Raw genomic sequence first — 25,333 nt, forward strand, 5'->3', positions numbered from 1 at the left:
GCTGGAATCAGTTGACCCGCAACAGTTTTCCGTTGCTCAGGTGGTCAACCAGATGGCCTCGGCCGCGGGACGGCCGAGGTCGGTGGGCGTTTCCCCGCCGCCGATGCGAATCGCGATGGTGCCCGCGAAGTCCCGGCGTTCGACCACGGTGATCGCGGTGTCCAGGGCGATGCCCACGGAGTCGAAATAGCGCAGCATGTCCGGATCCGAATCGGAGATGCGCGCGACCCGGCCCGCCTCGCCCGCGTGGAAGTCGCTGAGCTGACGAGCCGGCGGCGTGGGGACCGCGCCGTCCACCGACGGGATGGGGTCGCCGTGCGGATCCCGGTCGGGATGACCGAGTTTCGCGTCGATGCGCGCCACCAGCAGTTCCGAGACCGCGTGCTCGAGCACCTCGGCCTCGTCGTGCACCTCGTCCCAGCCGTAGCCGAGCTCGTTGACCAGGAAGGTCTCGATCAGCCGGTGCCGGCGCACCATCGCGATGGCGGCGCGGCGGCCGCCCTCGGTGAGCGTGATCGACCCGTAGCGGGCGTGCTCGACCAAGCCTTGGTCGGCGAGTTTGCGCACCGCCTCGGACACCGTGGACGCGGAGACCCCGATCCGTTCCGCGAGCAGTTTGGTCGACACCTTCTCCTGCGACCATTCCTGCGCGGTCCAGATCACCTTCAGATAGTCCTGCGCCACCGAGGAGAGCACCGGCGCGATGGTCGCGGTGGTGCCGCGGGCCTCGCCCGGCACGGGGGCGTCGGTCAGCTCGCGTCTTGTGGCGATGTCTCGTTTACCGGGCACATACTCGAGCTTAAGCACAGCAGACCCGATTGACACAGCTCGCCGCACAGTGGAACCAGGGTTTCATCACCCGTACACAACTCCGGAAGCTGCGCGTGACATCAGCCACCCTCGCGGTGGTGTCGGCCCTGGCACCGCCGTTGCGGCGAGCGACTTCGGTCGGACCGGGTTTCCATGCGCGATATAAGCTGCGCGTGTGCAGAGATGGCGAGGTCTCGATGACGTGCCCGCGGACTGGGGCCGATGTGTACTGACGATCGGTGTGTTCGACGGTGTGCACCGCGGACATGCGCAGTTGATCAGCAGAGCGGTCCAGAAGGCGGCCGCGCGCGGGGTGCCCGCGGTGTTGATGACCTTCGATCCGCATCCGATGGAGGTGGTCCGTCCCGGCTCGCATCCGGCGCAGCTGACCACCCTGACCCGCCGCGCCGAGCTGGCCGAGGAATTGGGCGTCGACGTGTTCTGCGTGATGCCGTTCACCCAGGCCTTCATGAAGCTCACGCCCGTGCGCTACGTGCACGACCTGCTGGTCGAGCGGCTGCACGTGAGCGAAGTGGTGATCGGCGACAACTTCACCTTCGGCAAGAAGGCGGCGGGCACCGTCGACACCATGCGTGAGCTCGGCAAGCGCTGGGGCTTCGAGGTCGACGGCGTCAAGCTGCTCGGCGAACACGCGGTCACCTTCTCCTCCACCTACATTCGGGCCTGCGTCGACGCGGGCGATATGGCCGCCGCGGCCGAGGCGCTCGGGCGGCCGCACCGGGTCGAGGGCGTGGTCGTGCACGGCGACGGGCGCGGGCGCCAGCTCGGCTTCCCGACCGCGAACGTCGCGCCGCCGATGCACGCCGCGATCCCGGCCGACGGCGTGTACGCGGGTTGGTTCACCGTGCTCGGTCCCGGACCGACCATCGGCACCGTCACCCCCGGTGAACGCGCGATGGCCGCGATCTCGGTCGGCACCAATCCCACCTTCTCCGGGCGCGCCCGCACGGTCGAGGCATATGTGCTCGACGGTGAGGCCGACCTCTACGGCCAGCACGTCGCGGTCGATTTCGTCGACCACGTGCGCGGGCAGCGCAAATTCGATTCGATCGATGAACTCATCGAAACCATGGGTCGCGATGTCGAGAATGCGCGAAAGGTGCTCGCCGCCGAGGACAAGTGAATCCGCCGGTGCATGGCATCCGACCGGGTGAATCGACCGCGATTCGGTCTACCGCGCCCGGTCCGGTAAGGTAGATCCTCGGGTTTGCTGCGGTCCGCGGCGGCGCCCGCACCCGGGTAACCGGAAATTCGAGCGCGGCACTGAAATAGGGAGTGGATGCCTCATGGCTCTGACCACTGAGCAGAAGTCGGCGATCCTGAAGGAATACGGCCTGCACGAGAAGGACACCGGTTCGCCGGAGGCCCAGATCGCGCTGCTGTCCAAGCGGATCTCCGATCTCACCGAGCACCTGAAGGTGCACAAGCACGACCACCACACCCGGCACGGCCTGCTCGCGCTGATCGGTCGTCGTCGTCGGCTCTCGAAGTACCTGGCCGCCAACGACATCCAGCGCTACCGCTCGCTCATCGAGCGTCTGGGCCTGCGTCGCTGAGTTCGCGTAGTACCGGTTACCGGAGGTAGCCGGAACCCGGCCAACGGGGAGACGTACAATCTCCCCGTTGGCTATTCGTGTATGGGGGCGACAGCGGATTCGTGCGTCCGATACACGACGACATTTGGACAGCCGTAAGTACCCGCCCGCGTGGCGTCGGTCTTCGGTAGTGGCCTCCCGGCAGGGGATAGACCGCCGGCGGGCTTCGATCGATGACCGCCTCCGCGTCGCCGTGATCCAAGGGGATTCGGCCGGGTCTGCGCGTCGCAGCCAGGAGGGTTGCCGCGCGTCCGTACCCAGGTACGGCTGACGAAGCGCCGGATCGCGCCGCCCAAGCGCTCGAGCCGGCGAAAGACGAGAGGTTGAGACAAGAGAATGACCGAAACAACTGAACGCAAGTCCTCGGCCGTAGAGGTCGAGCCCGGTGTGTTCGAATCCGTCGCGCTGATCGACAACGGCACGCTCGGTACCCGCACCGTCCGCTTCGAGACCGGCCGGCTCGCCCGGCAGGCCGCCGGCGCGGTCGTCGCCTACCTGGACGACGAGACCATGCTGCTGTCCGCCACCACCGCGGGCAAATCGCCGAAGGACCAGTTCGACTTCTTCCCGCTGACGGTCGACGTCGAAGAGCGCATGTACGCCGCGGGCCGCATCCCGGGCTCGTTCTTCCGTCGCGAGGGCCGCCCGTCCACCGACGCGATCCTGACCTGCCGCCTGATCGACCGTCCGCTGCGCCCGTCGTTCGTCGACGGCCTGCGCAACGAGATCCAGGTCGTCGTCACGGTGCTGAGCCTGGATCCGAACGACCTGTACGACGTCGTCGCGATCAACGCCGCGTCCGCCTCCACCCAGATCGCCGGCCTGCCGTTCTCCGGCCCGGTCGGCGGCGTGCGCGTCGCGCTGATCGACGGCCAGTGGGTCGCGTTCCCGACCGTCGAGCAGCTCGAGGGCGCTGTGTTCGACATGGTCGTCGCGGGTCGCGTGGTCGAGTCCGGTGACGTCGCGATCATGATGGTCGAGGCCGAGGCCACCGACAAGGTCATCGCGCTGATCGAGGGCGGCGCGCAGGCGCCGACCGAGGCCGTGGTGGCCGAGGGCCTCGAGGCCGCCAAGCCGTTCATCGCCCGCCTCTGCAAGGCGCAGGCCGACCTCGCCGAGCTGGCCGCCAAGCCGACCGGTGAGTTCCCGCTCTTCCCGCCCTACGAGGCCGATGTCTACGAGGCCGTCGAAGGCACCGCCAAGCGTGAGCTGGGCGAGGCGCTCTCGATCGCGGACAAGCAGGAGCGCGAGGCGAAGATCGACGAGATCAAGCTCGACGTGCTGTCGCGGCTCGGCGACGACTTCGCCGGCCGCGAGAAGGAACTGGGCGCCGCGTTCCGCTCGGTCACCAAGAAGCTGGTGCGCCAGCGCATCCTGACCGACGGCTTCCGCATCGACGGCCGTGGGCTCGCGGACATCCGCGCCCTCTCCGCCGAGGTCGCCGTGGTGCCGCGCGCGCACGGTTCGGCGCTGTTCGAGCGGGGCGAGACCCAGATCATGGGCGTCACCACCCTCGACATGGTGAAGATGGCCCAGCAGGTCGATTCGCTCGGCCCGGAGACCAGCAAGCGCTACATGCACCACTACAACTTCCCGCCGTTCTCCACCGGTGAGACCGGTCGCGTCGGTTCGCCGAAGCGCCGCGAGATCGGCCACGGCGCGCTCGCCGAGCGGGCCCTGATGCCGGTGCTGCCGAGCCAGGAAGAGTTCCCGTACGCCATCCGTCAGGTCTCGGAAGCGTTGAGCTCCAACGGTTCCACCTCGATGGGCTCGGTCTGCGCCTCGACCCTGTCGCTGCTCAACGCCGGTGTGCCGCTGAAGGCGCCGGTCGCCGGCATCGCGATGGGCCTGGTGTCGGACACGATCACCAACGACAAGGGCGAGGACGAGGTGCGCTACGTCGCGCTGACCGACATCCTCGGCGCCGAAGACGCCTTCGGCGACATGGACTTCAAGGTCGCGGGCACCAAGGAGTTCGTCACCGCGCTGCAGCTCGACACCAAGCTGGACGGCATCCCGTCGCAGGTGCTGGCCGGTGCGCTGAGCCAGGCGCACGACGCGCGCAACACCATCCTGGAGGTCATGGCCGAGGCCATCGACACCCCGGACGAGATGAGCCAGTACGCGCCGCGGGTCACCGCGATCAAGATCCCGGTCGACAAGATCGGCGAGGTGATCGGGCCCAAGGGCAAGGTGATCAACCAGATCACCGAGGAGACCGGCGCCAACATCTCGATCGAGGACGACGGCACGGTCTACGTCGGTGCGACCAACGGCCCCGCGGCGCAGGCGGCGATCGACCAGATCAACGCCATCGCGAACCCGCAGCTGCCGAAGGTCGGCGAGCGCTTCCTGGGCACGGTCGTCAAGACCACCGCCTTCGGTGCGTTCGTCTCGCTGCTGCCGGGCCGCGACGGCCTGGTGCACATCTCCAAGCTGGGCAACGGCAAGCGCGTGGCGAAGGTCGAAGACGTGGTGAACGTCGGCGACAAGCTGCGTGTGGAGATCGCCGATATCGACAACCGCGGCAAGATCTCGCTGGTTCCGGTCGAAGAGGAGACTGCCGAATCGGCCGCCGCGCCTGCCGATGCCGAGACCGTTGATGCGGGCGCGGCAGGGGCAGAGTAGTACTTGTCTCTGTGACGAAGAAGAAGACGACAGCCCCTCTGCTCCGCCGCGAGCAGGGGGGTTCGTCTGTGGAGCTGCGGGCGAACATGATTGATCCCGGCGTACAGCGCACCGTGCTACCCGGCGGGCTGCGCGTGGTCACCGAGCACGTGCCCGGCGTGCGTTCGGCCTCGATCGGCGTCTGGGTGGGCGTGGGTTCACGCGACGAAGGTCCGACCGTCGCCGGTGCGGCCCACTTCCTCGAGCACCTGCTGTTCAAGGCGACGCCGACGCGCACCGCGCTCGATATCGCGCAGGCGATGGACGCGGTCGGTGGCGAGCTCAACGCGTTCACCGCGAAAGAGCAGACCTGTTACTACGCGCATGTGCTCGACGAGGATCTGCCGCTGGCCGTCGACATGGTCTCCGATGTGGTGCTCAACGGGCTGTGCCGCGCCGCCGACGTCGACGTGGAACGGCAGGTGGTGCTCGAGGAGATCGCCATGCGCGACGACGACCCGGAGGACGTGGTCGGCGACTCGTTCCTGTCCGCGCTGTTCGGTGATCATCCGATCGGACGGCCGGTGATCGGCTCCATCGAGTCCATCGAATCGATGCACGCGGCGCAGCTGCGCGGCTTCCACCTGCGGCGCTACCGGCCGGACCGGATGGTCGTCGCGGTCGCGGGCAACGTCGAGCACGACCACACGGTGGAGCTGGTGCACCGGGCGTTCCAGAATCGGCTCGATCCGGCGGCGCAACCCGCCAAACGGCGGGAGGGCCGATTCCGGCCGCACAGCGATCCCGAATTGCAGTGGAGCCACCGCGACAGCGAGCAGGCGCATCTGGCGTTCGGGGTGCGCGCCTTCGGACGGCACGAGGGGGAGCGGCGCTGGCCGCTCTCGGTGCTCAACACCGTGGTCGGCGGAGGACTGAGTTCCCGGTTGTTTCAACGCATCCGGGAGGAACGCGGGCTCGCCTACTCGGTGTACTCCAGCGTGGACACCTTCGCCGACACCGGGGCGTTCTCGGTGTACATCGGCTGCCAGCCCGAAAACCTGGGCAAGGTGGCCACGTTGGCCCGCGGCGTGCTCGAAGAGGTTGCGGCCGACGGCATCTCCGATGCCGAGTGCGCCCGCGCCAAGGGGTCGCTGCGCGGCGGTCTGGTGCTGGGCTTGGAGGATTCGGCGTCCAGGATGAACCGCATCGGCCGCAGCGAGCTCAGCTACGGCAACCATCGCAGCGTGTCGGAAACCCTGGCCCGGATCGATGCGGTCACCACCGACGAGGTCTCGGCGATCGCCCGCACCCTGCTGGCCCGCCCCTTCGCGGCGTCGATCGCCGGTCCGTACAAGCGAACCCGGGAAATTCCCGCCGCCGTCCGGCGGTTGGTCGAGGGCTAGGTCACCTAGGCGCGCGCCGACGGGTCAGGCGTCGGCGCGGTTCGCGGCGTCGACGATCGAGGGGAGCAGGCCGGGGAGGGCGGCTTCGACGTCGGTGGCGCGCAGGCGCTGCCAGATCTGGCCGTCGACGATCACGCGCTCGATCACGCCTGCCTCGCGCAGGATTTTGAAATGGTGGGTCGCGGTCGATTTGTTGATCGCGTCGTAGAGCGAGTTGCAGCGCACCGCGGTGCCGATGCCCGCATTGCTCAGGCGGCGCACCATCTCGAGCCGCACGGGGTCCTGGAGTGCGGCGAGCACGGTCGGCAGCGGGGCCACCGGTGGGACATCGACCACCGTATCTTTAGCATCGGTCATGATCCACCTCACTTTGGGGTTTGATGATCGTCGTACCGGATGTATGGTCGAGCTCGGTTCGATCATTATCAAACCTACCCGATCGGAGTTTCGATGGCAGTGACGGTAGCGACACCCGAGACGGGCGAGCGGACCTCGCAGCGCTGGGCATACGCACTGGTCCTGGCCGCGAGCGGGGTGGCGCTCGGGGTGTCCGGGGTGCCCGCCCCGCTGTACGGCATGTATCAGCAGGAGTGGCATTTCTCGCCGCTGACGACGACCTTCGTCTTCGCGGTCTACGCGTTCGCGGCGCTGGCCGCGGTGCTGGTGTCCGGCAAGATCTCCGACGTGGTGGGCCGCAAACCCGTCCTGCTCGGTGCGTTCGTGACGATGATCGCGGGACTCGCGGTGTTCCTGCTCGCCGACAACGTCGCGATGCTGCTGCTCGCACGGGCGTTGCACGGGTTCGCGGTCGGCGCGACCGTGGTCGCCGGTGCGGCGGCCCTGCTCGATCTGCGGCCCAAGCACGGCGCGCGCTCGGGTCAGCTGAGCGGCGTGGCCTTCAATGTCGGGATGGCCGTGGCGATTCTGGGTTCGGCCCTGCTCGCCCAGTACGCCCCGCACCCGCTGCGCACGCCGTACGTGGCCATCACCTTCGTGTGCCTGCTCATCGGTATCGGCATCATCGCATTGGAGGAGCCGCACACCGCTCGCATCGCCGGACGCATCCGGATCGCGAAACCGGCTGTGCCGCAGGAAATCCGCGGTGACTTCTGGTTCTCCGCGCTCGGTGTGATGGCGGCCTGGTCGGTGCTGGGCGTGCTGCTGTCGCTGTACCCGTCACTGGCCTCGGCCGAAACCGGTATCCACAACCTGGTTTTCGGCGGCGCGGTGGTCGCCTCGACGGCGGTGGCCGGGGCCACCTCGCAGTTGTTCGCGACCGCGATTCCCGCGCGGCGCGCGGCGATTCTCGGCGACACCGGCATGGCGATCGCGCTCGTGCTCACCGTGCCCGCGCTGCACACCGGCAACTGGATCGTGGTCCTGGTGGCCGGCGTGCTGCTCGGGGCGACGTTCGGCCTGGGCTTCGGCGGCTCGCTGCGGCACCTGTCCGAGGTTGTGCCGCAACACAAGCGGGGCGAAACCATGTCGGCGTACTACCTGCTCGCCTACACGGCGATGGCGCTGCCGACCATTCTCGCCGGCTGGGCGGCCACCACGTGGGGACTGAGCACCGTGTTCCCGTGGTTCGTCGGGGTCGTCGCGCTGGCCTGCCTGGCCGCGGCCGGCCTGGGCGTGCGGCGCAATCGCGCGACCGCCCGGCAGTCCGCGTAAGGGCGGATTGGCATTTTCCGCCGCCGATCGGCTAGAGTTTCATCTCGCATCACGGAGCGTTCTCCAGATGCGAACGCGGATGTAGCGCAGCTGGTAGCGCATCACCTTGCCAAGGTGAGGGTCGCGGGTTCGAATCCCGTCATCCGCTCAATTCATTCAGCAAGCCGCTGTTTACGCCGCGGCGCCGTGGATGCGATCTCTTCCTTCGTCAACAGCCCGGCCATGAATCCGAGGACGTCCGGGTCTTCGAGTGGTTTCCACTGCGGCGCAAGAAGTTTCATATAGCGCTCGACATACAGCAGTTGTTTGCCGACCAGCACCAATTCGCGCGGCAGCTTGGCCTCGTAAATCCTGGCCACTTCCGCGAGGCGGCGACCGAGCTGGGTATAGGACAGCGCGCCGAGATCGGACTTCTGCAACGGGGCGGTGACCGACCGGATATCGCGGGCCGCGCGCTTGACATTGCCGGGACGCCGGACCGCACCCATATCGAAAATGGTGCGGCCCGCCGCCTCGAAGTCGTTGTGCACCATCAGTTCCACCACGAGCCGGCGCAGCAGCAGCCGGGTCCGGTCGTCGAAACGGCCGACGATGCCCCAATCCAGGAACACGACCTTGCCCGCCGCGTCGACCAGGACGTTGCCCGCGTGCAGATCGCCGTGGAACAGCCCGGCCCGGAATGCCGACTCCAGCAGCGAGAGCAGGATCGTCTTCAGCAACGCGGCGCCGCGGAACCCGGCGGCGCGCACGGCGGCGACATCGTCGATGCGCACGGCGTCGATGTATTCCATCGTCAGCACCTTCGTGGTGCTGAGTTCCGGGTACACCTGCGGCACCCGCACCTGCGCCGCGAACGGGGTGTTCGCGATGAATCCCGGCCACTCGGTCATGGCCGTGGCCTCGGTGTGGAAATCGATCTCGTCGTTGAGGTTGGCCGCGAAGTCGGCCACGATATCGCGCGCGCCGAGCATGCGGCCGTACTCGGACAGTTCGAGCAGCTGCGCCGCACGTTCCAGGATCTGCAGGTCCGCGGCGAGGCGAGACTTGATGCCCGGCCGCTGGATCTTCACCACCACGTCGGTGCCCGAGTGCAGGGTCGCCCGATGCACCTGTGCGATCGAGGCCGACGCGATCGGTTCGGGATCGAAGCGGGCGAACAGCTGCGCGGGCGGCGCGCCCAATTGCTCGGTGAGCAGCGTCCGGATCGCCGCCGGATCGGCCGGCGGTACCCGATCCAGCAGGGTGCGGAACTCGTTCGACAGCGTCTCGGGGAAGACCCCGGGGCTCGACGCGATGAGCTGACCGAGCTTGACGTAGGTGGGCCCCAGCGCGGCGAATCGGTTGCGCGCCTCGTGCGCCGCCCGATTCGCCAGCGGGCGCCCGTCACGGCGGCTGAACAGCAGGCGTGCGCCGCCGCGGGTGGCCTGCCACAGGGTCGCGCCGACCCGCGCGGTCTCGGTGCCGATCGACACCGGCTGCAACCGCAGTGGCGTAGTGGCGCCCGATGGGGCCATCGATCCTCCGTCGTCGGTGCGCGCGCCCGGCCGCTCGCTCACGGCACGCGCGACTGCCTGCATACCCGAACACAGAATAGGCGTTCGGGCGGTGATCGGAACGACCGGCGGATCGAGCGTGTCCGGGCGGGGTCAGGGGCCTCGCCTCAGGCGAGCAGCCGGACCACTTCGCGGGCGCTGCCCCAGGACAGGCTGACGCCCATGCCGTCGTGGCCGTAGTTGTGCACCACGCGGGCGCCGCCGATCTGCTCCTCGTCGAGCCGGGCGGCGGTGCGGCCCGGGCGCAGGCCCACTTCGTGGCCGACCACCTCGGCGTCGGCCAGCCGCGCGTCGACCTCGATGGCGCGGCGCAGGATGCGTTCGGCCAGTTCGGGATCGGGGTCCAGACTCCAGCGGCCCGGATGCCGGGCGCCGCCGAGGATCAGGCGCTCGCCGTGCGGGAAGATGCCGGTCCACTCCGGTTCCTCGACGAACTCGACGTAGAAATCGGTGAGACCGGGGTTGCGCAGGATGACGTGCTGGCCGCGCACCGGCTGGACCTGGGCATCGCCGACCAGCTTGCCCGCGGCCACGCCGGTGCAGTTCACCACGACGGGCGCGGCGGCGGTGGCCTCACCGAGATCGCGCACCCGGCGCTGTTCGATCTCGATGCCCGCCGCGCACAGCCGACCGGTCAGGTAGTCCAGGTAGCGCGGCAGGTCGATGAGCGGTGCGGTGCACCACAATCCGACCAGCATGCCCTCCGGTAGCTCGTCGGCCCGGCAGAACTCGGCCTCGCCGAGATCGTCCATCCAGTGCGGCGGTTCGGCCGAAAGATTCGACACCTGGAGTCCGCGTTCGAAATGCACGCCCGACGCGGGTTCCTCGGCGAGCCGGGAGAGTTCGGTGAAGGAGACCCGGCTCCACGCGAGATCCCGCGGCGTATGCCCCGGCCCCCACAGGCCGCTCGCGACGGCGGAGGTGGTCTGCCGGGGCGGCAGTTCGGCCCACACCCGAACCCGATGGCCTGCCTCCGCCAGGCACACCGCCGTGGTCAACCCGATCACGCCCGCCCCGAGCACCAAAACATCATCAGCCATCTCGTGACGGTACCTACGAATACCGCTCGCGGACTTGAAAAGAACGGAATGGCAACGTCAATGACTCTGTGCGGGATCAAGATTCGCAAGGCCGGCGCGGGCGGCAGACCACCGTTCAGTCGGTCGGTACCGCGGTTTCCTGGATGATCCGCCATCGGTAGCGCGGGGGTGCGCCGTCGGTGGTGAGGACCGCCGTGCTGCGGCGGTCGGTGTGCTTGCCGTCGAAGTGGTGGCGCTCCAAGAACCGGACGACGGTCACGCCGCCCTCGACGAGCAGCAGTTCCACGTCGTCGATCTCGATGTCGAGACCGGGCCTGGAGTTCTTGGCGCGGCGCAATCCGGACAGCAATTCCGATTGGCTCACTCGAGCCCCGTCCAGGGTCACCATCGAGAACGAGTCGTGCTGGGTGGCCGCGAACTGCTCCAGCACCTCCTGGTCCGCATCGGTGCCCAGCCAGGCCGACAACAGCGCGTGTACGTGCTCGACCTCGGCGACCGGGTCGAGGGAATCGGAAGCAGACATAACGGCACCCTACTCGAGCAACCACACCGCAACGCCCCGGCACGCGGACCCGGTGGCAAGAGGACATGCTGGAATGAGTTGGGGCACTGTGATAGCCGATCTTGTCCGGTAGTCGCCAGGCGGCAATCCGGCTACCATGCGCTAATGCGATGGGGGAGGTTGGGCGACCGACTGCACCGCGCGGCGTTACTGCTTGCGGTGTCGATGGCGGTCGTCGGCGGGCTCGCCATCGCGGCACTCACCTGGTGGCTGCTGTGGCTGGGCTTCGGGGCCACCGCCGAGCAGCCGAACCGGTTGGACCTCACCAAGATCGCGCTGGCGGTCGCGGCGGGTGTCGGCGGCGCCGTCGCGCTGGCGGTGGCCTACCGGCGCCAGCGCGACCTGGAGCGCGGCCGTTTCGCCGAACTGTTCGGCGCCGCCGCGCGGCAGCTCGGGGACGCCGATGTGGCGGTCCGCATCGCCGGGGTCTACGCGATGGCCGGCGTCGCCGACGACTTCCGCGCGCCGAACCGCCGCCAGCAGTGCGTCGATGTGCTGTGCGGTTACCTCCGGCTGCCCTACGACCCGGTCGCCGGGGCGAACCACCTTGTCTCGCAGGCGGAAACGGTGGACGAATCCGGGCTGAAGGTCGAGCGGGTGTACCAGTTCCGGCAGAACGATCGCGAAGTCCGTCGCACCATCGTCAAGGTGATCGCCGATCACCTGCGCCGGTCGGCCGAGATCTCCTGGTCGCACTGCGAGTTCACGTTCAATCGCGCCGTGCTCGAGCAGGGCGACTTCCGCGACACCGTATTCGCGGGGCGGCAGACCTCCTTCGCCGGGGCCCTGTTCACCGGGCGCACCACGTTCGAGAACGCCGTCTTCGCCGGTCCACACGTCACGTTCCGGGATGCGCGGTTCCAGGACGGGCCGGTGCTGTTCGAGCGGGCACAGTTCGGCTCGGCCCGCGGCGAAAAGAAAGGCGAGCGCGCAGGCTACGGCACCACGTTCGACGGCGCGGACTTCGACTGCTCGGTGTCGTTCGAGCATGCGGTCTTCCTGGGCCCGCGCGCCGGTTTCACCGGCATGCGCTGCACCGGGGCGCGAACCTCGTTCCAGGACACGAAGTTCCAGACAGAGGTCACCGCGTTCGACCGTGCCACGCTCGATGGTCAGCACCTCACGTTCACCGGGGCGGAACTGTCGAGCGCCCGGATCACCTTCGCGGGCACCAACTTCGAGGCGAGCACGGTCGCCTTCGACGAGACGCGGATCGGGGCCCCGGCGCGCATGCGCAACCGGGGGACCCGGGAAACCGATTTCCGCCGCGCGGAATTCCACGGCACGACCACCTTCGCGGGCACCACGTTCGCGGGCCGCGCGGTGGACTTCACCGAGGGCGACTTCTTCGGCGACATCTCCTTCGTGGGCGCGCGGTTCACCGCGGGCGAGGTGCGCTTCGATCGGCCCATGGCCTGGGTCGGGATCCATTTCGATTGGGACGACATCCCGACCCGCAAACCGCAGAACGTGAAACCGAATCCGTGGCCGCCGGAGCCACCCGACGAGTGAGTCCTGCTAGGGGACGACCGCGGGGTAGGGCCGCAGCGCGGGCCAGGTCTGCGCGGTCAGCTTGCCGAGGGTGTATTTGGTGAGCAGGTCTTCGGCGATCTTTCGCGCGATGAGCTGGTAGACGGCCTCGGTGGGATGGGCGAGATCGCTGGTGGTGAGGAATCGGCGGAACACCGGCTCGACCGGGTCGCGCTGCCCCAGATAGTGCACCGGAACGCCGTGCTCCTGGGCGAAACCCTTGAGATCGAACGCGTCCTGATGCTCGGCGACGAACCTCATCCACGCGTTCATCCGGACCAGCGTGATGTTGTCTTTCTTCGCGCCGGGGCCGGGATCCTCGGCGGTCGAGGGCCAGTGCGTGGCGAGGTAGTCCAGTTGGTCGTTGAAGCGGACCGTATTCGCCTCGAACTTGTCCACCTGTTTGCGCTTGCCGTCGGCGATCTGATCGAGGAAGCGGATCGAGATGGTCGGGCTCGGCAGATCGATGAGCAGGAAATGCTCCTGATCGCGGTTGCCCGAGGCATTGGCGATGCTGTCGACCAGCCCCTTGATCTCCTCGATGATGGGTGTGATGCCGGTGCCGTCCTTGTTCGACTCGAAGTAGCCGACCCGGTAGACCTCCCGCTCGCCCATCACCAGGCCCGCGCCGCGTTCGGCGGTGACGATGTCGTTCAAGCCGATCCAGATGATGTGCAGGGTGTGGCCGCGATAGTTCGCGCCCATCGCCCGGCGCGCCGCCAGATACGCCTCGATCTCGTCCTTCAGATAGCCCAGCGCGCCGGCCTTGGGCTTCCAGTCCGAGGCGGCGATCGCCCCGCCCTCGGCGTAATTGGCATAGAACAGTGGCGGATTCGCGTTCGTGTCCGTCTTCAGCAGCATCGAGCGGGTGGTCAGGCTGCGGTGCGGCAGGGTCGCGCTCTCGGTCGCGTCCTTGTCGCCGCGGACCAGGGGGTCCGCACCGGTCCACTCGACCAGGAAGTCGGTCCAGTTCTTCCCGTCGCTGAAGCGCCCGATCTCGTTGGTCCGCATCGCTTTCAGCGCGCGGGCGAACAAACCGGTCGGCGCTTCACGCTTGTTACCGACGTCCGACAAACTGTCGCCGAGCACGATCAAATTCTGCACCGCAGTAGGCATGGCAAACTCGCATATCGCAAATACAAAAAGGCGCAAGGCCTTCCGGACAAGACGAGAATACGCAGTCGCCGGACGCGGCACGCCGAACTCGAAAAACAAACCGGGACAGCCGAATTCGAGTGGAGTGATAGAAAAGAATAAAAACGGATAGTGCGCGGGGGGTGGGGCGGCGCCCGGTGAGACGCCGCCCCGCGCCGCTAGCTCGGCCAGCCGCCGTAGGGCACCGTGATCAATTCCATGAAGTGGCCGTTGGGGTCCAGGAAGTAGACGCCGCGACCGCCATCGTTGTGGTTGATCTCGTTGACCCCCTGTTGGCGGGGATCGGCCCAGTGCTCCAGCTGGTAGCGCTGGATCTTGGTGTAGGCCGCATCGAATTCGGCCTCGCTGATCAAGAAGGCGTAATGCTGGGGTGATATCTCGGTGACGTGCGGCGGCACATTCGCGAAATCGAACGTGACTCCGTTGTCCAGCGGCAGCGGGATGAACGGGCCCCATTCGACGCCGAGGTCGGTACCCAGGATGTCTGCCCAGAATTCTGCGGTCACCCGGTTATCGCGGCAACCGACAATGGTGTGATTGAACTGTACTGACAGGGGATTTCTCCTTGTGTCGTGACGGTCCCGACCCCGGGCTCGGTACAAGGCGGCCAACGGGAGCACCGTCACGGTCGACGACGCTAGCAAACATCCGACGGATTTCGCCAGCATGCCGTGACGCAGAACATGTTTCGGCCCTCAGGGCAGCGGCTGGGCGTGCGTGACCGGCGCAGCCGGCTCGGCCATCGCGGCTCGGCTCGACGGGCACCGCTCAGCGCGGCAGCCGCAATTCGGCGCGATAGCCGCCGTCGGCGCACGGCCCGGAGGTGAAGCTGCCGCCGAGCAGTTCCGCGCGTTCGCCGAGACCGACCAATCCGTGCCGTGAGCTGGGCAGTCGCATCGCGGGCCGGGTGGGCCGGGTGTTGGTGACGGTGACGCCGAGCTGGTCGGCGTCGTGCCACAGCCGCACCTCGGCGGTCGCGCCGGGCGCGTGCTTGCGGACGTTGGTCAGCGTCTCCTGCACCGTCCGATAGATCGTGCGCTGGGCGGGTGCGCCGAGGTCGGCAGGCAGGTCACCGCTGAACTCGACCTGAATACCGCTGGAATCGAGCAGCTTTCGCAGATCGGCCAGGGTCGGCTGCGGGGTCAGCTCGGTGCCCTGGCCGCCCGCGGCGCGCAGCAGGGTGACCATATGGCGCAGCTCGTCGAGCGTGTCCACGCTGAGCCTGCGAATGGTGCGCGCGGTCTCGGCCGCGGCCACGTCGGTCGTCGCGACCTGTAAGGCGCCCGCACTCACGGCGATCAGACTCACCTGGTGCGCGACGACATCGTGCATTTCCCGGCCGATCTGCGCGCGTTCGCGGGCCAGCACGGCTTGGGCGTGCAGCAATCGTTCGTGGTCGCGGGCCGCCTCGATCTCGCACAGCCGGGTGGACAACTCGCGGCGGGTCCGCGTCAGCTGGCCGAGCAGCACCGGGGCACCGGCCCAGGCCAGCGAATAGGCGAGCGAGACGAGGGTGTCCGGTGTGCGGTAGTCGTCCGAGCCCGGCCAGGGCAGCGCCGCCGCTACGGCGGTGGCGAGCGCGGCGGCGGTCAGCAGCGCCCGGTTCCTGGTGCGTTCGGCCAGCGTGTACAGGGCGATCGCGGGCGCGGCGAGCACGGCGAGCAGCAGACTCGCCGGCAAGGTCAGCAGGAAGGACACCAGCGGAAAACGTCTGCGCAACAGCAGGCCCGCGCACGCGATACCGCCGGCGATCCGCGCGCCCACGGTGCCGTCGTCACCGTCGATATACACGTCGGCCGCGGCGACGACGACCAGCGCGAGGTCGATCAGCCACGGGTTGATCCGGTTCACGGCAGTAATCCGGCTCGCTGGGCCAGCAGGGCCGCTTGCACCCGGCTGCTCACACGCAGTTTGGTGAAGATCGCGCTGACATGGTCTTTCACCGTGCCGACGCTCAGATGGATCTGCTGCCCGATCTCGGCGTTGGACAGCCCAGCGGCCAGCTCGACGAGCACGGCGCGTTCCCGTTCGGTCAGCCGCTCGACGCGCGCGGCCTCGGCGTCGATATCGGCGGTCGTGGCCGGTTCGGCGTTGCGCAGCAGGGCCGCGGAGGCTTTCGGTGACAGCACGACACCGCCCGCGGCGAGCGTGCGCGTCAGTTGGGCGAGTTGCTCGGGCTCGGTATCCTTGAGCACGAAACCTGCTGCGCCCGAACGTAATGCGGAAAGGATGTACTCGTCGGTGTCGAAGGTGGTCAGCATCGCCACCACGGGAGCCTCGGGCAGCGCGCGCAGCAGGCGCAGCACCGCGAGCCCGTCGACGTCGGGCATCCTGATATCGAGCAGTACCACGTCGGGCCGTTCCCGCTCGACCGCCGCCACCGCCTCCGAACCGGTCGCCGTGGCCACCACCTCGATATCGGCCGCGGCGTTCAGGATCAGCTCGAATCCGGAGCGCACCAGCGCCTCGTCGTCGACGACCACCACCCGAATCATTCGCTCGCACCCTTTTCGCCGTCGTTGCCCGCTCTCTGTCGAGCCTAGATCTGCCCTGTTCACCGGGCTGCGCACGACCCCGGCGCACAGCCGGACGGCGGGGGTGGACCAGCCGATCGGCGGTGCGGCGCGGCCGACGGGCAGACCGGCTCCGGACCTTCGCCCGATACCCGCCGCGCAGTCCGTCGCCGAGGCTGAAGAACATGGCACACCATGGTGTTCCGGTCGCGGCCGGTCCGAAGCGTGCGGCAGATGGTCGGCGGGACGGGGTCGCGGCGGTGACGGCGGAGCGGGGGCGGACCGGGATGACGCCGGCTGAGGTGGCACGGATCGAACTCGCGGACGGCGCTGCGGCCCGTGCCGCCGGGCGCCTGATCGGGGTCGATCTCGCGCGCGGGATCGCGGTGCTCGGCATGTTCGCGGCGCACCTCGGGCCGATACCCGACCACGGCGGGGTCGTCGGGTTCGTCATGGAACTGGCGCACGGGCGGTCCTCCGCGCTGTTCGCGTTCCTCGCCGGGTTCTCGATCGTGCTGATCACCGGGCGGCGGGCGCCCAAGACCGGGCGCGACGGCCGCCAGGCGGTGGTGAAGGTCCTGATCCGAGCGGGCATCCTGCTGGTCGTCGGCACCGGGCTGACCGCGCTCGGCACGCCGGTCGAGGTGATCCTGGCCTACTACGGGTTGTATTTCGTGCTGGCGCTGCCGCTGTCGCGGCTGCGCGCCACGAGCCTGGCGGTGAGCGCGGCGCTGAGTGCGCTCGTGTTGCCGCAGATCTGGTTCCTGGTGACCGACGCGCCGCCCGGCTGGTTCGACGCCGTCGACGGCCACGATCCGCTCGCGTGGGCCAGCGGGCGCGGCGAGGCGGTCGGCAGTCCAGGCGGGCTGATCGGCCTGCTGTTCACCGGCAGCTATCCGGCGCTGACCTGGCTGCCGTTCGTGCTCGCGGGCATGGCGGTGGCGCGACTCGACCTGTCCGACAGGGTGATTCGGCTCCGGGTGCTGACGGTCGGGATCGCGCTCGCGGTGCTGGGTTACGGCGGCTCCGCGGTGGCGTTGCGGGTGGTGCCCGGGACGGAGCCGCCGACCGGGCTGATGGACGCGCCGTGGTGGTCGGATCTGGCCGAGGAACAGCCCGGCTGGCGGGAGCAACTGGTCGCGGTGCCGCACAGCGAGACCACGCTGTCGATCGTCGCGAACACCGGTGTGGCCATCGCGATCCTGATCGCCTGTGTGCTGGCCTGTGCGCGCTCCGGTGGGTTCCGCCGGGTGAGCGCGCCGCTGATCGCGGTCGGCACCATGTCGTTGACCGCGTACGTGTTCCACATCGTCGCCGTGGCGATCCTCGGCATCGACACGCTCCCCGCCGACAGCCTTCCGGTGCTGCTCGGCCTCAGCGCGATCGTCCTGATGTTCGCCTACTGCTGGACCCGCTTCTTCACCCGCGGTCCGCTCGAATGGCTGCTGCACCGGGCCACCGCGGTGGCCGGGCGGGTCCGGTGATCGGCCGAGCAGGTCTGTGCCCGCGACAGTGCGGGCGGTAGCGTCGGCGGCATGAAGATTCGTGGGGCGGTCCTGGAGCAGATCGCGGCGCCCGTGCCGTTTGCCGAATCGATGCCGATCCGGGTGGGTGAGCTGGAACTCGGTGCGCCCGGCCCCGGTGAACTGCTGGTTCGGATCGAGGCGGCCGGGCTGTGCCATTCGGACCTGTCCGTGGTGGACGGCAACCGGGTGCGTCCGGTGCCCATGCTGCTCGGGCACGAGGCGGCGGGCCGGGTCGAGGCGATCGGGCCGGGGGACAGCGACCTCACGCTCGGCCGGCGCGTGGTGATGACCTTCCTGCCGCGGTGCGGCGAGTGCGCGGGCTGCGCGACCGACGGGCGCACACCGTGCGTGCCGGGCAGCCTCGCCAACAACGCGGGCGAACTGCTCGGCGGTGGCCGGCGGCTGCGCCGCGACGGTGCGGAGGTACACCACCATCTGGGCGTGTCCGCCTTCGCCACGCACGCCGTGGTGGATCGCCGATCGGTGGTTCCCGTGGACGACGACGTGCCGCCCGAGGTGGCCGCCGTGCTCGGCTGCGCGGTGCTGACCGGCGGTGGCGCACTGCTCAATTCGGCGAAGCCGGGGCCGGGCGACCGGATCATGGTGGTCGGGCTCGGCGGTGTCGGCATGGCCGCGGTGCTCGTCGCGGTATCGCTCGCGACCGCCGGGCACGAGGTGATCGCGGTCGACACGGTGCCGGAAAAACTCGGCCTGGCAACCGAATTGGGGGCCACCGCGGCGTACACCCCCGCTCAGGTGGCCGAACTCGGCGTGCAGGCGGAGATCGTGGTGGAGGCCGCGGGCAATATCCGCGCCTTCGAAACCGCGGTCGCCGCAACGGCTCCCGGGGGCACCACGGTCACCGTCGGGTTGCCCGCACCCGACGCGCGCGCCACCATCTCACCGCTCGCGCTGGTCGCGCAGGGCCGTTCGATCGTCGGCAGCTACCTCGGCTCCGCCGTGCCCGCCCGCGACATTCCCGCCTACGTCGACATGTGGCGTTCGGGCAGGTTGCCGGTCGAGCGACTGGTCTCCGCGCATATCGGGCTCGATGAGATCAACCGCGCCATGGACGAATTGGCCGCAGGTCACGCGCTGCGGCAGGTGATCGTCTTCGACTGAACCCGCGACGCTGCGGATGAGGACCGGCTCCACCTCAGTGTCATCACCCTGGAGGGATTCGGAAGGGCATCGAGAAGCTGCCGGATTCGCCCAAGCGGCAGCGGCTGGTGGAGTGGTTGACGGAGTCGTTGCTCACCCGCTTCGGGCGGCGCATCTTGCCGGTCGATGCGGTTGTCGCCCAAGCCTGGGGACGCCTGGCGGCCAGGCTCGAGCAAAGTGGGACGTCCGTGGAATCGGCGGATGTGTTGATCGCGGCAACCTCGGAGTCGCACGGCTTCACGGTTGTCACTCGTAATGTGAAGCATTTCGAGCCGACCGGAGTTTCGCTGGTCTGCCCGTGGGGTGAATAATCAAGTGCGGCTGAGGAATTCGGTGACCAAGGCGACGTAGTCGGCGGTGCGGCTGATCGCCAGGGAGTGGCCGCCCTCGGTGAACGTGCGGTACTCGGATCCTGGGTGTAGTTCGCGTAGGCGATCGGTGTGTGTGGAGGTGATCAGCGGATCGTCGTCCGCGCGGAAGATCAGCGTCGGCCCCGACCAGGCGGGGCCGCGCAGGAGATCGTCGACCTGCTCGGCGAGTTCCAAGAGCAGCCCGTACGAATTCGCGGAGCCGACACTGCCGTGCGCGTCGGACGCGCGCAGCACCTGATCGATCCAGAACTCGGCCTCGTCGGAATCCTTCCAGGTGGCGCGCAACGCGGTCTGGATCGCCGCGCGGGTCTGCGGCCACGGCGTCGCCAAGGTGACCTCGATCCGCGCCCGCAGCCGGTCCATATCCTCGGGGCCGTACAAACCCGTGCTCGACAATGTCAGCGACCGGACGCGCTCCGGAACCCGGCGCGACAGCAGCTCCGCGAACATGCCACCCGCGGACTGTCCCACCACGTGCGCCCGCTCGATGCCTTCCGCGTCGAGCAACGCCACCAAACCGTCGACCAGCTCGGCGCAGGAGGTGATACTCGACGGATAGTCGGGCGCGATCGTCCGGAACCGTGGCGTCAGCGCGTGCGCCACATCGAGCCAGCCGATCCCGATCCCGGCGCCGCCCGTGAGCAGCAATACCGGATCGCCCGCGCCACCCGCGTAGTAATGCCAATCATGGTGCCCGGCAGTCGACTTCCGGCTGTCGTGGGCGTCCAGAAATGCCGCTGCCCGGGTCTGGATCGAAGTCACCCTGGCGACCGTAGGGCAGAAAACAGACAGGCGCAATTATGCGCATGTAGCAATGTAAATCACGGAGGTCAGCGGACCGGCACGGCGACCAGGTCGATAGGCTGACACCGACGACGAGGACTGAGGAGATGCGGTGACCATTCGGGTCGGAGTGCTGGGAGCGCGCGGCAAGGTCGGGCAGGCCATCTGTGCGGCCGTGGAAGCGGCCGACGACCTGGAGCTGGTCGCGGCCGTCGACAAAGACGACGCGCTCGACACCTTCACCGCGGCGAACACGCAGGTGGTCGTCGACTTCACGCACCCCGACGTGGTGATGGACAATCTGAAGTTCCTGGTGCGCAACGGCATCCACGCGGTGGTCGGCACCACCGGCTTCGACGCGGCCCGCCTCGACGAGGTGCGCGGCTGGCTGGCCGACCGGCCCGAGACCGGCGTGCTGATCGCCCCGAACTTCGCCATCGGCGCCGTGCTGTCCATGCGCTTCGCCGAACAGGCCGCACGGTTCTTCGAATCCGTCGAGGTCATCGAGTTGCACCACCCGAACAAGGCCGACGCGCCCTCCGGCACCGCCTACCGCACCGCCGGGTTGATCGCCGCGGCCCGGGACCGGGCGGGCGTGGGTCGCAGTCCCGACGCCACCAGCACCGAGCTCGACGGCGCGCGCGGCGCCGACGTCGACGGCGTGCGGGTGCACTCGGTGCGCCTGGCCGGACTCGTCGCGCATCAGGAGGTGTTGTTCGGCACCCAGGGCGAGACCCTCACCATCCGGCACGACTCCATCGACCGCTCGTCCTTCGCGCCGGGCGTGTTGCTCGGGGTCCGGGAGATCGCCGGCCGTCCCGGACTGACCGTCGGCCTCGACCCCTTCCTCGACCTGTGAGCACGCACGCGCGCGGCGCGGGAGTGTTCCGGTGAACGCCGCGGCCGCCGACGGCGACAAACAGAACCGCGATGTGGTCAAGGTCGTCGCGTTCCTCGCGGTCCTGGTCGTCGTTCTCGTCTTCTACTTCGTGCTGCTCGGCCGAATCGCATTCAGCCTCATCGCCTCCGGCGAGATCGCCGCGATCCTGATCGGCATCGGCGTGCTGATCCTGCCGCTGGTCGGCGTCTGGATCGTCACCGCGACCGTGCGGGCCGCGCTGGCCCACCAGCACCTGGCTCGCCGCATGCACGACGAGGGCCGTGAACTCGATATCAGCGAGCTGCCGCGCCGCCCCTCCGGCCGGATCGAACGCGCCGCCGCCGACGAGCTGTTCAACCAGGTGAAGGCGGAATGGGAAGCCGATCCCGACAACTGGCGCGTGTCGTACCGGCTGGCCCGCGCCTACGACTACGCGGGGGACCGCGGGCGGGCCCGCGACACCATGCGCCGCGCCGTCGCGCTGGAACGACTCGAACGCGAACAGCGGGCCTAGCACGCGGATAGGCTCGTCGGGTGCCGCAGCTGCTGATCGTTCATCACACGCCGTCCCCGCACATGCAGGCGATGTTCGAGGCGGTGGTGTCGGGCGCGACCGACCCGGAGATCGCAGGGGTCGAAGTGGTGCGCCGGGCCGCATTGGGGGTGACCGCTTCGGACGTGCTCGCGGCGGACGGCTATCTGCTCGGTAGTCCGGCGAACCTCGGATATATGTCGGGCGCACTGAAACACGCCTTCGACACGTTCTATTATCCGTGCCTGGATTCCACCGGGGGCAGGCCGTTCGGTTTCTATCTGCACGGCAACGAAGGCACCGAAGGCGCCGAACGCGGCGTGACGAGTATCACCACCGGACTCGGCTGGACGCTTGCTGCCGCGCCCGTAATCGTCTCTGGGGCACCGGGAAAGGACGACCTCCAGCGCTGCTGGGAACTGGGCGCGACCATTGCCGCCCAGCTTATGGACGTATGACAGATTTTTTCTCCGAAGTAGCTGGCGGTGACAATACCTGCCGGTAGCCGACGCGAAAGCGGCCCCGATTTCTAGTGTCTGACCATTCCGAGCGCGGGACCTGCATACTGACAGAACGTTGTTGCGGTGGGGATGTGAACGAGTTTGCTCGGGAATGGAGAATTTCAGGTGACGTTGGCCGAAGGGGGCGAAAACGCACCGCGCCGGATCGGAGTGGTCGAGGACCACGAATCAGTCGCGATCGGACTGGCCGCCATGCTGGCGCCGGAACCCGACCTCGATTTGGTGCTGACCGCCGGCACGGTGCCGGAACTGCTGGCCGCCGCCCAGAATTTGCCGCAACTCGACCTGGTCATGCTCGATCTACGACTGGCCGACGGCTCGAACCCGGAGGACAACGTGCGCACCCTGCGCGACCTCGGGATCGAGGTGCTGATCTTCACCGGCGCCGACAACGCGTTCCTGGTGCGTTCCGCGGCCCGGGCCGGCGTGCTCGGCGTGGTGCGCAAGTCCGAGGACGTGCAGACCGTGGTCGCGGCCGTGCGCCGCGCGGCCTCCGGCGAACAGGTGGTGACCACCGACTGGGCCGCCGCCATCGACGGCGACCCGCAACTGTCCGATGTCGGCCTCAGTCCGCGGCAGCAAGAGGTGCTCACGCTCTACGCGTCGGGTGAGAAAGCCTCCCGGGTCGCGCGGTTGACCGGCCTTTCCGAGCAGACGGTCAACGACTACCTCGGTCGCATTCGGCAGAAGTACGCCGACGCGGGACGCCCGGCGCCGACCAAGACCGACCTGTACAAGCGGGCGGTGGAGGACGGGTGGCTACCGGTGCCCGAGCGGAACTCGCGCACATGACGGTGTCCAGCATGCTGGACACCTCGACGAACTCCCGCTCTGTCTCGCTCGGCCGTTCCGGTCCGAGCCGTTGGCGCCGTGGCATCGTGGCGGCGTCCAAACAGAGTGCGTACGAGGGCGCGTCCGACCGCATCCTGCGGCGCTTCGGCTTGGCGATCGGCATCGCCGGCGTGATCGTCGCGGTGGTGGAGTTGCCGGAGATCGCCGGGCAGAGCCGGTTTCTCGATGCCGGTTGGACCATCGTCACGATGGTGCTCGCCTTCGGGCTGTTCCCGGTGCTCGCCGTGGTGTCGATCAGCCTGAGCAGACAGATGATTCAGCTGGTCGCCGGTGCGGCCGCGGTGAGCTTCCTCGCGGCGCTCGTGGTGATTCCGCTCTCGTATCCACATCCCGCGCCGGACGTGAGTTCGGTGTGGTTGTACCGGGTGCTCGCGCTCGGCGTGCTCGCGGCCGTGCTCGCCTGGCGGCCGCTGCCCGCCGTCACGTATCTGGTGGTCGGCTCCGCGGTGGCGTCGTTGTCGAACGGGCTGGTGGTGCCGCACACGACGCCATTGGTGTGGGCGGGTGACTTCGTCCGCGCGGCGGGACTGTGCGCGCTGTTCCTGTGGTGTGCCATCTACGCCAAGGCGGCGGCCGACCGGGTGGATCGGGAGTCGGCGATCGAGAGCAGGCGCGCGGCCGCCGTGGCCGGCGCCGCGGCGCGCGATCGGGAACGCGCCCGCTTCGCCGCGCTGATCCACGATGCCGTGCTGTCCACGCTGCTCGACGCGTCCCGCGCGGGCACGGATTCGCCGGTGCTGCGCAGGCAGGCCGAGCAGACCCTCGAACAGCTCGACGAATGCCGGGTCGGCGAGGTGGAACCGAATCGGTTGGACGCGCAGTCGGCCACCGGCTTCCTGCGCTCGGCCGTGCACGAGGTGAACGCGGGCATCCGTTTCACCGCGCGGCGCTGGTCCGGCTTCGACGATCTGCGGCTGCCGGTCGACGCCGCGGGCACCATCGCCGCCGCGCTCACCGAGGCGGTGCGCAACAGCCTGCGGCACGCCACCGTGCCGGGCCGCGAGGTGCAGCGCACGGTGACGGTGACCATCAGCGCCGGCGGCATCCGGGTCGTATTCCGGGACGACGGAGCGGGTTTCGACATGAGCCAGGTGCCGGCCGATCGGCTCGGCATCTCGGTGAGCATCCTGGGCCGAATGCGCCAGCTCGCCGGTGGCGCGGGCTTCGTGGAATCGCAACCAGGTGAAGGCACCACGGTGACCCTGGTGTGGGGTAGCGATGGCTGACACCGACGCCGAATTCGGCCTGCGCGATCTGCTCGGGCTGCGGGATCCGGCGGCGGGACTGTTCCTGCTGATCCTGCAGGCGACCATCGTGCTGTACATGGTGCGCAATTTCAGTGAGTCGCCGCTGATTCCGGCGGCCGCGGCGCTGGCGCTGCTGGCCGCGGCGGGCGTGCTGGTGCTGGTGATTCCGGTGGATCCGCTGCCGTGGCCGGCGACCGTGTTCGTGGCGGCGTCCGGTCCGCTGGCGACCTTGCTCACCTCGTTCGAGGTGGAGCAGAACTGGTCCAAGCAGGTGTGGACGGCGTTCGCGTCGTCCTATGTGCTGGCGGTGCTGGTGTTGCGCGGCAGGCTCGGCGCGGCCTGGCTGGGGGTCGGCGGTGTCGCGGTCGTGATCGCGACGGTCGGCGTGCTCAACGGGGTGCGCGGCGGGGTGATCGCCGGGGCGATCGTGCCCATCTCGACGGTGGCGGGGGTGTCGCTGTTCGCGGTGATCATGCGGCCCACCCAGCGCTCGCTGCGGTTGCTGCGCGAGGAATCGACGATGCGCGCCGCCGCCGAGGCGACGATGGCCGCCGAGAACGGCGAACGCGACCGCCAGCTGGCCCGGCTCGACAAGGTCGCCCGGCCGATCCTCGAGCGCATTGCCGACGGCGTCGAACTCACCGCGGCCGAACGCGAACAGTGCAGGCTGCTGGAAGCCGAACTGCGCGACGGACTGCGCGCCCCGCAACTGGTCACCGACGAGCTCAGCAGTGCCGCGCGCGGTGCGCGTTCGCGCGGGGTCGAGGTGGTGCTGCTCGACGACGGCGGTTTCGCCGGGGTGCCGCGCTGGGTCCGGCAGCAGGTGATCGAGGCCGCGACAAAGGAATTGGACGCCGCCAACGCGGGGTCGGTCACGGTGCGGGTCCTGCCCATGGGCCGGCGCATCCTCGCGACCATCCTCGCCAACGCTCCCGAACAGGACCGTCGCACCGAGATCGACGCCGCGGGCAGCATCAAGGTGTCCACCTAGGACCTCCGG

25 protein-coding genes and 1 tRNA gene are annotated in these 25,333 nt (G+C 68.8%); 16 read left to right on the forward strand and 10 right to left on the reverse strand.

Annotated features, from left to right (window positions below; translation table 11 throughout):
• Nucleotides 1-36 precede the first annotated feature (36 nt).
• Nucleotides 37-705, reverse strand: coding sequence for a metal-dependent transcriptional regulator (locus tag NBRGI_RS21925; RefSeq protein ID WP_029899134.1), 669 nt, complete (start codon nt 703-705; stop codon nt 37-39).
• 280 nt (nt 706-985) lie between these two features.
• Here NBRGI_RS21925 and NBRGI_RS21930 point away from each other — a divergent pair, with 280 nt between their 5' ends.
• The 4 genes from NBRGI_RS21930 (at nt 986) to NBRGI_RS21945 (ending at nt 6,436) form a co-directional block, all read left to right on the forward strand.
• Complete coding sequence (locus NBRGI_RS21930) at nt 986-1,954, forward strand: bifunctional riboflavin kinase/FAD synthetase (RefSeq protein ID WP_029899135.1); 969 nt, start codon at nt 986-988, stop codon at nt 1,952-1,954.
• Between the two features lie 163 nt (nt 1,955-2,117).
• Entirely contained in the window at nt 2,118-2,387 is a 270-nt protein-coding gene (rpsO, locus tag NBRGI_RS21935) for a 30S ribosomal protein S15 (RefSeq protein ID WP_014986888.1), read from the forward strand.
• 375 nt (nt 2,388-2,762) lie between these two features.
• Entirely contained in the window at nt 2,763-5,054 is a 2,292-nt protein-coding gene (locus tag NBRGI_RS21940) for a polyribonucleotide nucleotidyltransferase (protein WP_029899136.1), read from the forward strand.
• 86 nt (nt 5,055-5,140) lie between these two features.
• Entirely contained in the window at nt 5,141-6,436 is a 1,296-nt protein-coding gene (locus tag NBRGI_RS21945; protein WP_051727947.1) for a M16 family metallopeptidase, read from the forward strand.
• A 24-nt stretch (nt 6,437-6,460) separates the two neighbouring features.
• Here NBRGI_RS21945 and NBRGI_RS21950 read toward each other — a convergent pair whose 3' ends face one another.
• A complete protein-coding gene (locus NBRGI_RS21950; protein ID WP_029899138.1) occupies nt 6,461-6,793 on the reverse strand; it encodes an ArsR/SmtB family transcription factor in 333 nt (110 codons plus the stop codon).
• 93 nt (nt 6,794-6,886) lie between these two features.
• On the opposite strand from NBRGI_RS21950, the gene NBRGI_RS21955 reads away from it, so the two are divergent.
• Nucleotides 6,887-8,107, forward strand: coding sequence for an MFS transporter (locus tag NBRGI_RS21955; RefSeq protein WP_029899139.1), 1,221 nt, complete (start codon nt 6,887-6,889; stop codon nt 8,105-8,107).
• Nucleotides 8,108-8,182: 75 nt separating this feature from the next.
• A tRNA-Gly gene (locus NBRGI_RS21960) sits at nt 8,183-8,255 on the forward strand.
• A 4-nt stretch (nt 8,256-8,259) separates the two neighbouring features.
• Here NBRGI_RS21960 and NBRGI_RS21965 read toward each other — a convergent pair.
• From NBRGI_RS21965 to NBRGI_RS21975, 3 genes are all read right to left on the reverse strand, one after another.
• On the reverse strand, nt 8,260-9,621 hold the full coding sequence (locus NBRGI_RS21965; protein ID WP_051727948.1) for an ABC1 kinase family protein: 1,362 nt from the start codon (nt 9,619-9,621) through the stop codon (nt 8,260-8,262).
• Between the two features lie 146 nt (nt 9,622-9,767).
• Nucleotides 9,768-10,700 carry an FAD-dependent oxidoreductase gene (locus NBRGI_RS21970; RefSeq protein ID WP_029899141.1) on the reverse strand — a complete coding sequence of 311 codons (933 nt, stop codon included), beginning with the start codon at nt 10,698-10,700 and terminating at the stop codon, nt 9,768-9,770.
• A 115-nt stretch (nt 10,701-10,815) separates the two neighbouring features.
• Nucleotides 10,816-11,223, reverse strand: coding sequence for a hypothetical protein (locus NBRGI_RS21975; RefSeq protein ID WP_029899142.1), 408 nt, complete (start codon nt 11,221-11,223; stop codon nt 10,816-10,818).
• A 144-nt stretch (nt 11,224-11,367) separates the two neighbouring features.
• On the opposite strand from NBRGI_RS21975, the gene NBRGI_RS21980 reads away from it, so the two are divergent.
• Nucleotides 11,368-12,774, forward strand: a complete 1,407-nt coding sequence (locus NBRGI_RS21980; RefSeq protein ID WP_029899143.1) for a hypothetical protein — start codon at nt 11,368-11,370, stop codon at nt 12,772-12,774.
• 6 nt (nt 12,775-12,780) lie between these two features.
• On the opposite strand, the gene NBRGI_RS21985 is transcribed toward NBRGI_RS21980, so the two are convergent.
• From NBRGI_RS21985 to NBRGI_RS22000, 4 genes are all read right to left on the reverse strand, one after another.
• Nucleotides 12,781-13,908: an SGNH/GDSL hydrolase family protein gene (locus tag NBRGI_RS21985; RefSeq protein ID WP_148310903.1), complete on the reverse strand. Its 1,128-nt coding sequence runs from the start codon at nt 13,906-13,908 to the stop codon at nt 12,781-12,783.
• A 197-nt stretch (nt 13,909-14,105) separates the two neighbouring features.
• Complete coding sequence (locus tag NBRGI_RS21990; protein ID WP_029899145.1) at nt 14,106-14,501, reverse strand: VOC family protein; 396 nt, start codon at nt 14,499-14,501, stop codon at nt 14,106-14,108.
• A 214-nt stretch (nt 14,502-14,715) separates the two neighbouring features.
• A complete protein-coding gene (locus tag NBRGI_RS21995) occupies nt 14,716-15,798 on the reverse strand; it encodes a sensor histidine kinase (RefSeq protein ID WP_029899146.1) in 1,083 nt (360 codons plus the stop codon).
• Entirely contained in the window at nt 15,795-16,442 is a 648-nt protein-coding gene (locus tag NBRGI_RS22000) for a response regulator (RefSeq protein ID WP_029899147.1), read from the reverse strand. Before NBRGI_RS22000 ends, NBRGI_RS21995 begins: the two co-directional genes overlap by 4 nt.
• A gap of 203 nt (nt 16,443-16,645) precedes the next feature.
• Between NBRGI_RS22000 and NBRGI_RS22005 the strand changes: the two genes are divergently transcribed.
• From NBRGI_RS22005 to NBRGI_RS44080, 3 genes are all read left to right on the forward strand, one after another.
• Nucleotides 16,646-17,944 carry a DUF418 domain-containing protein gene (locus NBRGI_RS22005; RefSeq protein ID WP_029899148.1) on the forward strand — a complete coding sequence of 433 codons (1,299 nt, stop codon included), beginning with the start codon at nt 16,646-16,648 and terminating at the stop codon, nt 17,942-17,944.
• Nucleotides 17,945-17,995: 51 nt separating this feature from the next.
• The gene (locus tag NBRGI_RS22010) at nt 17,996-19,108 is read left to right on the forward strand and encodes an alcohol dehydrogenase catalytic domain-containing protein (RefSeq protein ID WP_029899149.1); all 1,113 of its coding nucleotides are present in this window, start codon (nt 17,996-17,998) and stop codon (nt 19,106-19,108) included.
• Between the two features lie 116 nt (nt 19,109-19,224).
• Nucleotides 19,225-19,458, forward strand: coding sequence for a PIN domain-containing protein (locus NBRGI_RS44080; RefSeq protein ID WP_158439903.1), 234 nt, complete (start codon nt 19,225-19,227; stop codon nt 19,456-19,458).
• On the opposite strand, the gene NBRGI_RS45325 is transcribed toward NBRGI_RS44080, so the two are convergent.
• The gene (locus NBRGI_RS45325; protein WP_051727942.1) at nt 19,459-20,280 is read right to left on the reverse strand and encodes an alpha/beta fold hydrolase; all 822 of its coding nucleotides are present in this window, start codon (nt 20,278-20,280) and stop codon (nt 19,459-19,461) included. It lies immediately after the preceding gene.
• A 133-nt stretch (nt 20,281-20,413) separates the two neighbouring features.
• Between NBRGI_RS45325 and dapB the strand changes: the two genes are divergently transcribed.
• From dapB to NBRGI_RS22050, 6 genes are all read left to right on the forward strand, one after another.
• Nucleotides 20,414-21,160, forward strand: a complete 747-nt coding sequence (gene dapB, locus NBRGI_RS22025; RefSeq protein WP_029899151.1) for a 4-hydroxy-tetrahydrodipicolinate reductase — start codon at nt 20,414-20,416, stop codon at nt 21,158-21,160.
• 31 nt (nt 21,161-21,191) lie between these two features.
• A complete protein-coding gene (locus NBRGI_RS22030) occupies nt 21,192-21,695 on the forward strand; it encodes a hypothetical protein (protein ID WP_029899152.1) in 504 nt (167 codons plus the stop codon).
• Between the two features lie 20 nt (nt 21,696-21,715).
• The gene (locus NBRGI_RS22035) at nt 21,716-22,171 is read left to right on the forward strand and encodes a flavodoxin family protein (RefSeq protein WP_029899153.1); all 456 of its coding nucleotides are present in this window, start codon (nt 21,716-21,718) and stop codon (nt 22,169-22,171) included.
• Between the two features lie 168 nt (nt 22,172-22,339).
• Nucleotides 22,340-23,026 carry a response regulator transcription factor gene (locus NBRGI_RS22040; RefSeq protein ID WP_148310904.1) on the forward strand — a complete coding sequence of 229 codons (687 nt, stop codon included), beginning with the start codon at nt 22,340-22,342 and terminating at the stop codon, nt 23,024-23,026.
• Nucleotides 22,990-24,312 carry an ATP-binding protein gene (locus NBRGI_RS22045; RefSeq protein WP_235211064.1) on the forward strand — a complete coding sequence of 441 codons (1,323 nt, stop codon included), beginning with the start codon at nt 22,990-22,992 and terminating at the stop codon, nt 24,310-24,312. The genes NBRGI_RS22040 and NBRGI_RS22045 overlap by 37 nt, the downstream gene beginning before the upstream one ends.
• A complete protein-coding gene (locus NBRGI_RS22050; protein WP_029899155.1) occupies nt 24,305-25,324 on the forward strand; it encodes a hypothetical protein in 1,020 nt (339 codons plus the stop codon). Before NBRGI_RS22045 ends, NBRGI_RS22050 begins: the two co-directional genes overlap by 8 nt.
• Nucleotides 25,325-25,333 lie beyond the last annotated feature (9 nt).

The organism is Nocardia brasiliensis IFM 10847 (assembly GCF_000710915.1).
Taxonomy (GTDB): Bacteria; Actinomycetota; Actinomycetes; order Mycobacteriales; family Mycobacteriaceae; genus Nocardia; species Nocardia brasiliensis_A.